The sequence below is a fragment of the Blautia sp. AM29-29 genome, assembly GCF_003480555.1.
GTDB lineage: Bacteria > Bacillota > Clostridia > Lachnospirales > Lachnospiraceae > Fusicatenibacter > Fusicatenibacter saccharivorans.
Genome location: NZ_QUJD01000001.1, coordinates 307,934 through 320,014 on the forward strand (window position 1 = coordinate 307,934; position 12,081 = coordinate 320,014).

Annotated in this window: 11 protein-coding genes; 2 read left to right on the forward strand and 9 right to left on the reverse strand. The window is 50.6% G+C overall.

All coding sequences use genetic code 11. The features are described from left to right. Positions 1 to 6: 6 nt before the first annotated feature. The gene (locus DW769_RS01410; RefSeq protein WP_117760416.1) at positions 7 to 642 is read right to left on the reverse strand and encodes a DUF3786 domain-containing protein; all 636 of its coding nucleotides are present in this window, start codon (positions 640 to 642) and stop codon (positions 7 to 9) included. A 14-nt stretch (positions 643 to 656) separates the two neighbouring features. Next, positions 657 to 1,109, reverse strand: a complete 453-nt coding sequence (gene nrdR / locus DW769_RS01415) for a transcriptional regulator NrdR (protein WP_022462512.1) — start codon at positions 1,107 to 1,109, stop codon at positions 657 to 659. Positions 1,110 to 1,251: 142 nt separating this feature from the next. On the opposite strand from nrdR, the gene DW769_RS01420 reads away from it, so the two are divergent. After that, positions 1,252 to 1,503: a YlmC/YmxH family sporulation protein gene (locus tag DW769_RS01420; protein WP_022462511.1), complete on the forward strand. Its 252-nt coding sequence runs from the start codon at positions 1,252 to 1,254 to the stop codon at positions 1,501 to 1,503. On the opposite strand, the gene DW769_RS01425 is transcribed toward DW769_RS01420, so the two are convergent. The 3 genes from DW769_RS01425 to DW769_RS01435 all read right to left on the reverse strand — a co-directional run bounded on the left by DW769_RS01425 (position 1,504) and on the right by DW769_RS01435 (position 5,737). Continuing rightward, positions 1,504 to 1,809: an acylphosphatase gene (locus DW769_RS01425; protein WP_022462510.1), complete on the reverse strand. Its 306-nt coding sequence runs from the start codon at positions 1,807 to 1,809 to the stop codon at positions 1,504 to 1,506. Positions 1,810 to 1,836: 27 nt separating this feature from the next. Beyond that, complete coding sequence (locus DW769_RS01430; RefSeq protein WP_118601194.1) at positions 1,837 to 3,003, reverse strand: GNAT family N-acetyltransferase; 1,167 nt, start codon at positions 3,001 to 3,003, stop codon at positions 1,837 to 1,839. A gap of 193 nt (positions 3,004 to 3,196) precedes the next feature. Continuing rightward, positions 3,197 to 5,737 (reverse strand): heavy metal translocating P-type ATPase, encoded by a 2,541-nt coding sequence (locus tag DW769_RS01435; RefSeq protein WP_118749866.1) that lies wholly within the window; start codon positions 5,735 to 5,737, stop codon positions 3,197 to 3,199. A gap of 253 nt (positions 5,738 to 5,990) precedes the next feature. On the opposite strand from DW769_RS01435, the gene DW769_RS01440 reads away from it, so the two are divergent. Next, entirely contained in the window at positions 5,991 to 6,878 is an 888-nt protein-coding gene (locus DW769_RS01440) for a LysR family transcriptional regulator (RefSeq protein ID WP_117509122.1), read from the forward strand. A gap of 99 nt (positions 6,879 to 6,977) precedes the next feature. Here DW769_RS01440 and DW769_RS01445 read toward each other — a convergent pair whose 3' ends face one another. The 4 genes from DW769_RS01445 to DW769_RS01460 form a co-directional block, all read right to left on the reverse strand. Continuing rightward, positions 6,978 to 7,259: a hypothetical protein gene (locus tag DW769_RS01445; RefSeq protein WP_022462506.1), complete on the reverse strand. Its 282-nt coding sequence runs from the start codon at positions 7,257 to 7,259 to the stop codon at positions 6,978 to 6,980. 35 nt (positions 7,260 to 7,294) lie between these two features. Beyond that, positions 7,295 to 7,987: a YoaK family protein gene (locus tag DW769_RS01450; RefSeq protein WP_242991102.1), complete on the reverse strand. Its 693-nt coding sequence runs from the start codon at positions 7,985 to 7,987 to the stop codon at positions 7,295 to 7,297. A 249-nt stretch (positions 7,988 to 8,236) separates the two neighbouring features. Further along, a complete protein-coding gene (locus DW769_RS01455; protein ID WP_117800814.1) occupies positions 8,237 to 10,135 on the reverse strand; it encodes an ABC transporter ATP-binding protein in 1,899 nt (632 codons plus the stop codon). Positions 10,136 to 10,137: 2 nt separating this feature from the next. Further along, positions 10,138 to 11,910 (reverse strand): ABC transporter ATP-binding protein, encoded by a 1,773-nt coding sequence (locus tag DW769_RS01460; RefSeq protein ID WP_055218289.1) that lies wholly within the window; start codon positions 11,908 to 11,910, stop codon positions 10,138 to 10,140. Positions 11,911 to 12,081 lie beyond the last annotated feature (171 nt).

Here is a 12,081-nt window from a genome sequence, read left to right on the forward strand (position 1 = left end):
AAGGTATCAGGCTTCTGTTTTACATGCATCGAAGGCTTGATCCAGTGCGTCCAGGAAATCTCCCATCACGTAATACAGCGTCTCAAACCGCAGATAATCGAGGACGTTTTCATCCCACATAAACTTCAGCACCGGCGGGAATTCCTCATCGGACTCCCAGAACTGGAAGACGAGCGGCAGAAACGGAAAGACATGAAAAACAAAAGCAGCGTCTCCCGGGAAATATGGTTTTCCGCCAAGGGAAACGCATGCTTTTTTCAGCTGTTCCACATGCCCGTCATACCGTGCGGCGCGGCTGTCGTGAACGCCGGACGCAATCGTGCGGCCTTTGATCGTTCCCTTTAAGGAATTGGTACGCGCATACGTGCCGGCGAGCACAATCTCCTTCTTTCCGCAGCAGAGCAGGTCGAAAATCGTCAGCGTCTCATTGAAACTGCCCTGATGTACATGAAGAAAATGGTCTTTTGATCCCTCCACAACGCCGGTATGGCGGTTCACTCTCCATTCTTCAAAAAGATACGGCACATAGAAATAATCGTCATCAAACGCAAAGCCATACTTTCCTTCGATCTCCTTCTGATCGTATGTCAGAAAACGTTCCTGCATCTGATCACGCATTTTAATATAGTTCGACACTTCCATTTTTTTGCCTCCCGCTATTTGTCGAGCATCTTTTTCAGCTCGTCCATGAACGTGTTGACGTCCTTGAACTCACGGTAAATCGACGCAAAACGGACGTACGCCACCTGATCCAGGTCTTTTAAGTAATGCATGACCTTCTCTCCGATCACAGAGCTTGGAATCTCGCGTTCCTCGCCGTTGAAAAGCTCCGTCTCCACCTTGTTGACCATCTCGTTGATCTTCTCGGCGGACACCGGCCGTTTGTGGCAGGCGCGCAGGATACCGGTCTCGATTTTCGAGCGGTCATACTGCTCGCGGTTCATATCTTTTTTGATGACGATCAAAGGGATCGTCTCCACTTTTTCGTATGTCGTAAAGCGTCTGCCGCAGACATCGCACATCCGGCGGCGGCGGATCGCATTGCTGTCTTCAATCGGGCGTGAATCCACAACCCGGGTATTATCCTGATTACAAAATGGACATCTCATATCTTTCGTCCTCGTTTCTAAATAAGTATTTCGGAAAGTTTTCTACTTTTACAGTATACGCATTTTTCCGTGAAATTCAAGTCAACTGCAGCAACATTTTCGCATATGTTTTTCCATAGGAATCTGTAAAAAGGAGCACCGCATGCGCGTTGTAGATCTCCGCCAGAAAGAAGTTATCAATATCTGCACCTGCAAAACGCTCGGCTGTCCGATTGATGTGGAATTCAATCCAAAAACGGGACATCTTACCGGACTCGTTCTTCCGGGTCCTGTGAAATTCTGCGGCTTTTTCTGCCACGGCGAGGATTTTGTGATCCCATGGGACCGCATCTGCCAGATCGGCAACGATATCATTCTCGTCGAAATTCCGGAAAAAGAGAAAAAACAGCCCTGATCAACGGATATGAAAACCGAATTCCGATTCCAGCGGAATCTTCGTCCATTTTGCATCCGTGATTTCGATGTAGCTGGAGGTGCGGATCCTTTTGATCATCTCCGTGATCGTCTCCTCATCACCCTGCACCTCCATCTCCACCGTCTCATCCCAGCAGTTTCTCACCCAGCCGGTCAGTCCGAGCTGGTAGGCAGCATAATACGCCCGGTAACGGAACCCCACGCCCTGCACCTGGCCGTAGAAAATCACATGGTACCGGATTTCTTCTTTTTCGTCCCTTCTGTCTCGTTTCGCTGTCTCGTTCATATTTCTCTGCCTCCCAACAGTCATTGCCTAAAATTCGTCTGCCGTCGCACAGTACAGCGGAAGCGGGAACCAGTCGGATGGAATGTTCTTCCAGATTTCAGATGGAACCTTGCTTCCCTTACTTGCCAGCGGTGAAAGAAGCAGTTCCTGCGCCTGCTCCCGGTTGAGTACATCTGCCCCCGGATGGGCTTCCCGTGTCACGGTCACAGTTCCATCTTTTACCGTCACGGTCAGCGGCTGTCCCTCCAGTACGGCGAACCACGTTCCATCGCTGATGCCCATCGTCTCTGCTTTCATGGTCAGCATTGCCTCGATGACGTCTGCAAATCGGAAAATACGGTACATCGCGGAACCGCAGCGCTCTTTTGTGAAGCTTTCGCAGACTTCCGATAACGCTGCTGCTTTTCCGGTCTCATACACCGGAATGGAAATGAAAAGAGAGTCAAGCGCATTTTCTTTTAAATAAGCGGCAAGTGCAGGAACGAAATCCTGTTCCTCCAACACTTCTGCTTCCACAACCTGGTTTCCGCCGCAAAGTGCCAGATATCCGATCCTCTCACCGTTTTTCCAGATTGCAATTGCCTGCTCGCCGAACGTTTTCAGGCAGGCTTTCACATCCTCTCTTACCACGTAAAGCGGTTTTTCCTCATTCAGCTTCTTTGCAAAGGCTGCCGCCTCTTCGTCCGCTTCGCCGTTTTCCGGAAACAGCGGCGCAAAGGTGTAAGCGGAGAGTTCCCCGTTTTTCCAGGTATGGCGCACATTTGCCACATCCAGGTAAAACGTGTATTTTTCACTTCCCGGCGTAAAGCCAAAGTAGGCATACCGCTGTCTCTGGCCGTCCAGTGCCAGAAGATCACACGTTCCTTCCAGATCCGTAATCCAGTCGCCAAGAAGACGCTTCATGTGGCCTTCGCCCCTTGCCTTTGGATGCACGGAAACGCTTCCCACATATCCTGCGCGGAGCAGCTTACCCCCTGCCGCCATTTGCTGCGGAAGCACCGCAATCTCGGCCCGGAGTCTGCCGTTTTCCGCAACAGCGACGCGGTGGATCCGTGCCATTTCCGGTCCTGCCTGATAAACCCTTGGAATTAACTGCTCAAAGTCGTGCGGACGGTGTGCCGTGCTGAACACGTAGTTTGCAAGTTCGATGCAGTCCTCCCACTCTTCCGGCTTTGCAAGTCTGTACTCTGTCATAATGTAAAAACCTCCTGATCCTAAAAACCCTTTTGTTTTTGCTCTTCTTTTTCTCTATCCTAACGGATTTTTGTCCTTTTGTCACGAAAATTCCGAACAAATTGCAATATTTTTGCTATATCTGGTAAAAAAAAGAAACGCGCCCGGAAATTTTCATTCCAGGCGCGTTTCCCTTTTCTCAACGTTTCCTGTTTTACTGGATTCCTTTTACGGTGTAATCCTGTGCCTCTACGGCTGTTTTCAGCACATCGTCTGATACCGGAGCTGTCAGTGTTACAACGGCTGTTCCTTTTTCATGGCTTACTTCTGCGGATGCAACACCCTCGATTGCCTCAAGTGTTTTCTTCACTCTTGCCTCGCAGTGGCCGCACATCATGCCCTCGATTGTCATGGTTTTTACCATTCCCTGTTCTGTTGTCATGTTCAGATCCTCCTTTAGAATTTCGTTTTTGATTCTTTTATCTTTTGACGCGTCGTGCATCCGAAACAGATTCAGACGCAGGGCGTTTGTCACAACGCAGAAGCTCGAAAGGCTCATCGCCGCCGCACCGAACATCGGGTTCAGCTTCCAGCCGAACAGCGGGATCCATACGCCCGCAGCCAGCGGAATACCGATGATATTGTAAATGAAGGCCCAGAACAAATTCTCGTGAATGTTCCTGAGGGTCGCACGGCTTAAGCGGATCGCTGCCGGTACATCGGAGAGGCGGCTCTTCATCAGGACAACGTCTGCCGCATCGATCGCGATATCGGTTCCTGCTCCGATGGCAATACCGATATCCGCACTGGTCAGAGCCGGTGCATCGTTGATGCCGTCTCCTACCATCGCTACTTTTCCTTTTTCTTTCAGGCGGCTGATGACCGCTTCTTTTCCATCCGGCAGAACGCCTGCGATGACTTCGTCCACACCTGCCTGTGCGCCGATGGCACGCGCGGTGCGCTCATTGTCTCCGGTCAGCATCACGACACGGATTCCCATATTCTGCAGCTCTTTCACCGCACGCGGGCTGTCCTCTTTGATGACATCCGCAACCGCGATCATACCGAGCATCTTTCCGTCTTCACTGAAGAACAGCGGTGTCTTTCCTTCTTCGGAAAGTTTTGCTGCCTGCTCTTCCATCTGTTTCGAGAGAACCGCTTTTTTCGTAATCAGTGCGCGGTTGCCTCCGCAGAGCTCTTTTCCGTTCCGTTTTGCCACAAGGCCGTTTCCAGGAAGCGCAGAGAAATCACTGACTTCTTCGCGGGCCAGGCCTTTTTCCTCTGCAAGTGCAAGAATCGCACGGGCCAGCGGATGCTCACTTTTCTGCTCCAGTGCAAAGGCACCTTTTAAAAGCTCCTCCTCACTTACACCGTCCGCCGGGACAAGATCGGTTACCTGCGGCTCTCCGCTTGTGATGGTTCCAGTCTTATCGAGTGCAACGATCTGTGTTTTTCCTGTCTCCTCGAGAGAAACTGCGGTTTTGAACATCGTTCCGTGTTTTGCTCCCATTCCGTTTCCGACCATGATCGCAACCGGTGTTGCAAGGCCGAGCGCACACGGGCAGCTGATAACGAGAACGGAAATACCTCTTGCAAGAGCAAAGCCGACGCTCTCTCCTGCAAACAGCCAGATCACAATCGTAGCAAGTGCAATGCAGATAACGGCCGGCACAAAAATACCGGAAACTTTATCGGCCACTTTGGCGATCGGCGCTTTTGTCGCTGCCGCATCGCTGACCATCTGAATGATCTGGGAGAGTGTTGTGTCTTCTCCGACTCTCGTCGCCTCACAGGTCAGGAAACCGGACTGGTTTAAGGTCGCCGCCGATACGCGGCCGCCGGCCTCTTTATCCACCGGAATACTCTCGCCAGTCAGCGCGGATTCGTTGACGGCACTCGTTCCCTCCAGGACAACGCCGTCCACCGGAATATTTTCGCCCGGGCGGACGATGAAATGATCGCCCTTTTTCACCTGATCAATGCCGACTTCCACTTCTTTTCCGTCTCTTAAGAGAACGGCGGTCTTCGGAGCCAGCTTCATCAGACTCTTTAACGCATCGGTCGTTTTTCCTTTGGAAATCGACTCCAGCATTTTTCCGACGGTAATCAGGGTCAGAATCATGGCTGCGGACTCGAAGTAAAATTCATGCATATAGCTCATGACTGCATCCATGTCCCCCTGTACCTGCGCTCCCGTCATGGCAAACAGGGCGTAGACGCTGTATACAAACGATGCGGTAGAACCAAGCGCTACCAGCGTGTCCATGTTCGGTGCTTTATGCCAGAGACTCTTGAAACCGCTGATAAAGAATTTCTGGTTGATGACCATGACCGCAATGGTAAGCAGGAGCTGTACCAGTCCCATTGCGATGTGATTTCCTTCAAAGAATTTCGGCAGCGGCCATCCCCACATCATATGGCCCATGGAGAAATACATGAGCGGAATCAAAAGAAGAACTGAACTCAACAGACGGCGTTTCATGACCGGTGTTTCCTTGTCTTTCAGCATCTCTTCGTATTCTGCTGTGGAAGCCGACTGTGATGTGCTTCCCTTCTCGCCTTTTTTCGACGCACCGTAGCCTGCATTTTCCACGGCGGCAATAATCTCTGCCGGGGAGGCCGTTCCCTCCACGCCCATGGAATTTGTCAGAAGGCTGACTGCGCAGGATGTGACACCGGGTACCTTTGACACGGCTTTTTCGACACGGGTCTGGCAGGCGGCGCAGCTCATGCCGGTTACATTGTACTGTTCCATCGTATGTCTTCCTTTCTGTAGTTCTGGATTTTCTATTTCATATACCCTAATGGGGTATCTTGTTTTCTTCTACACTATATACCCTGTCCGGGTATTTTGCAAGTGTTTTTTCAAAAAATTTCCACTTCTCTTCTGCCATCCCCCGCACAATCCGGCCGGACCATCCTCAGAAATCCCTTGACAACCCGGCGCATGTATTTTATATTGAAGCAATCATGGATGATTTTTTCTTCTTCATCCTTCGGAGGTTTTTATGATTACATATGATTATTATCGCATTTTTTACTTCGTAGCACAATATCACAGCTTTACAAAAGCCGCGGAAATTCTGAAAAACAACCAGCCCAACATCACACGGTGCATGAACAATCTGGAAAGTGAGCTTGGCTGCAAACTTTTTATCCGTTCCCACCAGGGTGTCACACTGACAGCGGAGGGCGAAAAGGTGTATGAGCGTGTGGCCGTTGCCTACGAACAGCTCCGCACGGTTGAGGAGGAGCTGGCTCTTGAGCGGTCTCTTGAGAGCGGCCTTATCACAATCGGTGCGAGCGAGACGGCACTTCGTCTGATGCTGCTCTCCCGCCTGGAGCACTTCCACACCCGCTATCCGCACGTCCGCCTGCGCATCTCCAACCACTCGACGCCGCAGGCCATCCAGGCGCTCGAAAACGGTCTGGTCGACTTCGCAGTCGTCACAAGCCCGGTGGAAATCCGCAAACCGCTGCACAAGATCCCGATTTTCCCATTCCAGGAAATTCTGATCGGCGGATCGAAATATGCATCCCTTTCCGCAGAGCCGCATCATCTCGGCGAATTGTCAGAATATCCTTTTATCTCGCTTGCCAAAGACACCGGCACGCGGGAGCTGTACGCCGAGTACTTTCTGAATCACAACCTCGCCTTCCACCCCGATATGGAGGCGGCGACAACGGATCAGATTCTTCCTATGGTCGAGTATAACCTCGGCATCGGATTTTATCCGGAGGAGCTGGCACGCGATGCCTTAAAGAGCCGTACCGTCTGTCGGATTCCGCTCATCGAGGAGGCCCCCAAACGTGAAATCTGTCTTATCATCAACCCGCGGCAGCACCAGAACGCGGCGGCAAAAGAGCTGATCGAGGAGCTTCTGGAACGCGTATAAGATTTTATGAACTTTTGTTTGAAACAGAAAAAGACCCTGTCTACCGGCGGACGGAACATCGCTGCTCCATCCTTCCCGTATACAGGGTCTCTTTTTTATTTATGCCTGCTGTCCGGCAATCTGCTCTTTTTTATGCGGCATGGCAAATACCATCGCCGTGTAGGAAAGCATTGCGCCTGTGATGTAGAAGAACATCAGAAATCCGCTCCGGTTCAGCACAGCGATGCGGACAATTCCAATCCAGAAACCGACGTTGGACGCCAGGGAGAACACACGCGCAAACATCATGTTTTTCTCCTCACCCTTTGCCAGGCGGACGATCAGCAGCAGCATGGCCGCTGAAAAGAATAGTGTCATACAGCACTCCAGAAATACTTCCATTTTTTCAGCCTTCTTTCTTCACTCTCTCTTATTTCTCAGCGGTACTTTTCCAGTGACATCAGAAGGAAGCTCACCAGAAGAAGTCCGCAGGAAATCCAGATTACATGGATTCCATACAGCATGGAGAACACGCCTCCGATTCCGGCGCCGATGGCGAAAGCCAGAATCACGCCGAAATAGTATCCGGCCTGACGGAGCTGTTCTTTTTTCTTATCCCGCATATACATAGACAGCGCTGCGGTTCCGCTTCGCAGGTTTCCGATGCACATGGTGCTTGCATACGAATAACCGCCGACCTTGCGGAAGGTCTGTACCTGAATCGCGCACGCAAACGATACAAGCATCGCCGCGAGCATATTATAAGAAGACGGAATAAATCCGACGATCGCAAGGATCACAATTTCCGCCGCGAGAAGTACCTGCCGCCAGTGCAGCCTCTTTGCATACCGGTAATGCTCCTGGAAATTTTCTGCCAGAAATACACCCATCGCAAAAAAGAGGATCGGGAAGAGATACCGAAGACCTGCCGTAAAGTTTCCTTCCAGAAAGTTCTGGCTCATCAGCACAACGTTTCCCGTCTGGGCATTTGAGAATACTTCATCTCTGCAATTGTACGTGTAGGCATCCTGAAAACCGCCGGACAGCGCCAGAAACATACTGTTGATAAATGCTTCCGACATCTGATTTTCCGAGAGCAGGCGTCCTACAAGGCTTGCTTTCTTTTCCATAAATTTTCCCTTTCTTTCAACAGACGGCCCGGCTTTTTGGTGCCTGCCGTTTTGCTTCCCTTATTATAACCGCCCGCTTTTTGAGATGGAAAAACGGATATCGTATTATGCTCATATATTTTTCATATGACTATATTGATTTAAAATCATTTTAATATGATACACCGTAAAAAAAGGAGAAATTTTGTCACTTTGCACAAACAAAATTTCTCCCTTTTTGTAAATTGTCTTTATTGTTCTAAAATTTTCTTACTTTCTTCCTCTCTGTTTCTCACTCTGCTCGCGGTGGTACTGCAGCGTGTAGAGCTGGTAATATCTTCCCTGCGCTGCTAAAAGCTCCTGATGCGTTCCATGCTCCACGATTTTTCCGTGGGACAGTACGATAATCTCATCCGCATGCTGGATCGTCGAAAGACGGTGCGCTACGATCAGCATCGTTCCGATGTTCTTCATCTTTTCCATGGAATCCTGGATCAGAAGCTCGGTTTCGGTGTCGATGTTCGCCGTCGCCTCGTCAAGGATCATGACCGAAGGCTTATGGATGATGGTACGCGCAAACGAGAGAAGCTGGCGCTGTCCGGCGGAGAAGTTGTTTCCTCTCTCCCGCACCGGCTCGTCGAGGCCGTGATCCAGCTTGTTGATAAACTGGTCAGCATTCACGTAATGGCAGACGTCCATGATCTCTTCATCGGAAATCCCCTCCTCGCGGAGAATAATGTTGCTACGGATCGTTCCCGAGAACAGAAAGACATCCTGCAGCATCTGGCCGAATTTTTTCCGCAGGGAATCGATCTTGATCTTTCGGATGTCGATGCCGTCGATCAGAATCTCACCCTTCTGGAACTCGTAGTTCCGGCAGATCAGGGAAAGAATCGTCGATTTTCCGGAACCGGTGGAACCCACAAATGCGATTGTCTCTTTCGGATTGACGTGGAACGAAACGCCTTTTAACACCCACTCGCCCGGGATATAGGAAAACCATACGTCGCGGAACTCAATTTCGCCCCTGATGCCGGTAAGCTCGATCGCATCCGGCGCATCCTGCATTTTTGGCTCAAGATCCAGAATCGAGAATACTTTCTCGGCGGATGCAAATGCAGACTGCAGCCAGTTGAACTGCTCCGCCAGGTTCTGGATCGGGTTGAAGAATTTTGAAATATACATGTAAAAGCTGACGATCATACCGCTGGTAAGCGTCTGGCCGAGGAACGACGTTCCCTCCAGATAGCCCTTGCCGCCTAAATACAAAAGGCAGAGCACGGAGCTGATATACAGCATGTAGACGAGCGGACGAAAAATACCAAACACGAAAATCTGCTCCTGCTGTGCGCGGCCGAGTGCGTTGCTCTTGTCGGTAAACTCGCGCATCTTGGCATCCTCGCGGTTGAAGATCTGTGTGATTTTCATACCGGAAAGGTTCTCCGACAGATACGTGTTGATGTCCGTAGTACAGTCTTTTACTTTCCGGTGTGCTCTTCGCGAGAATTTGCGGAAAATAATCGAAAACAGCATGATAAACGGCACGAAGCAGAGCACCATCAGCGTCAGCTCATAGTTCAGAAACAGCATCGCAATCAGAATACCGATGATCACGAAGAAGTTCTTCAGAAGATTGACCAGAAGATTGGTGAACATCAGCGAAATCGCGTTCGTATCGTTTGTCGTTCTCGTGACAAGCTTTCCGACTGGAATCTCATTTAACTGCTCGTGGGAAAGGCGCTCGATGTGGACGAACAGATCCTCCCTCATATTGGAAATGATTTTCTGACCCGTCTTCTGCAGAATCACGGCCTGGAAATACGTGCACGCCATCGAGACAAGAAGGATTGCCGCATAGCCCGCTACCCACAGAAACAGGGTATTCAGCGCGAATTTTCCAACGACGAGCTCCTCAATTTTGCCGACGATCAGCGGCGAAATGATATCGTACGCGATCGAAAACAGCATCAGAAAACCAACAACGATAAACTGGCGGTAAAACGGCTTTGCGTAATCCATCAGACGCTGCATGATTTCACTGTCTTTCATGTTCCGCTCAAAGCCGGTTTCTTTTTCTCCATCTTTCACTACAAACGCGGCCACAATCAGCAGGGTGGAAATCACGCCGATGATCGCGCCGACCCAGAGAATCGGATAATAATTGTGCATTTCTACTCCTCCCCCGCTTCCTCTTCAAGTTTCTGCAGATCGACCATCTTGCGGTACGCCGTGCAGGTCCGGTACAGATCCTCGTGTTTTCCGACTGCATGGACTTCTCCGTCCTCGACGAACACGATCTTGTCCATCTGCTCCACCGTTGAAATCCGGTGTGCGATCAGAATTGTCGTCAGTCCCTCACGTTTTTTGAGATTGTCGAGAATCGTGCGCTCTGTTTTGGTATCGACCGCAGAGACGGAATCGTCGAGAATCAGAATCGGTGCGTGTTTCATCAGCGCACGCGCAATCGAGATTCGCTGCTTCTGTCCGCCGGAAACCGTCACACCGCGCTCGCCAAGAACGGTGCGGTAGCCCTCTTTGAACTCTGCGATATTGTCATGGACATCGGACATCATCGCCGCATCCTCAATGGCCTCCTGGTTTTCGTCATCAAAGGCGAAGGAAATATTGCCGGAAATCGTGTCGGAGAACAGGAAGTTGTCCTGCGGCACGTAGGCACAGCCCTCACGCACGGAGTGAATGGAAACGGTGTTGACATCGTGGTCATCAATAAACAGCGTTCCGTCCGGCACGTTGTAGGTGCGGAGCAGCAGATCGACGATGGTCGTTTTTCCGGAACCGGTCTTTCCGACGATGCCGACACTCTCGCCCGGCTCAATGGTAAACGATACGTTTTTCAGCACATCGTACTCCCCGTCCGGATAGCGGAAGGTCAGATTGCGGAACTCGATTTTTCCATGGATGGACGGCAGATCCTGCACACCGCCGCGGTCCTTCACATCGACTTTTGCGTCAAGCAGTTCCGTAATACGGTTTAAGGACGCTTTTCCACGGGATGTCTTCTCAATCAGCATGGAGACCGCCATGATCGGCCATACAACGGCCGAGAAATAGCCGATATACTCAACAAGCTGGCCGGCGTCGAAGCTTCCGCAGTAAACGAGATAGCCGCCGTAGCCTAAGATTACACAGATGACGGACTCGACGAACAGCGTTACCATAATGTTCAGCAGTGTGGAAATTTTGGTATATTCTACGTTGATGTCCTCGTTCTCGCGGTTCAGTCTACGGAACATCATCAGCTCTTTCGTCTCTTTGACGAATGCTTTGATGACAGCAAGACCGGAATAGTTTTCCTGCGCGAAATCGGACAGCTCGGAAAAGGCCGCCTGGCGCTCTTCCCACTTTTTCATCAGGTATTTGCCGAGCGTTGTGCCGGCGGCCATCAGAAATGCCATCGGGATCATGGAAAGGCCAGTCAGGAAGTGGTTCATGCGCCACATTTTGATCACGGCAAGCAGGCCTAAAAACAGCGCATCGCAGAACATCAGAATACCGTCGCCGAAGCACTCCTGCACGGTATCGAGATCGTTCGTGTAAAGACTCATCAGGTTTCCGACTTTGTTGACCTGATAATACTCCTGGGACAGCTCCTTGCTGTGCGCGAACATGCAGGTACGAAGATCGGTCACCACGCGGATCGCGGAGCCGAAAAAGCAGACTCGCCACAGGAAACGGCCGACTACCATGACGATAATGGTAATAATCATGGGCCGGCAGACCTGATCCAGCAGAAATTCCATATCAAACACCGCCGCCTGGCCGTTGACCAGAACAGGGTCGCCGTTCATGCCGTTGATGACCATGCGGTACAGCTCCGGTATGAAAAGCTGGAAATAATCTACGAGAATCAGCGCTGCAAGACCGAGAATCAGAATGGGCGCATTCTTCAGGTAGTATTTGTTAATGTACTTTCCAAATATCATATATTTTCTCCCTCTTTTTGTTTTTGCCATTGTCTGCTATGATCTTTCTGACCATAACAGTCCTTCCCTTTTCCAAAGCGTTTTCGCCCCGGAATGCCTCCTTTCTTCTCCTGCATTTCACAGCTCCGATGCAATTTTAACAGAGATAAACAGAAGGAACTGGACTTTGAA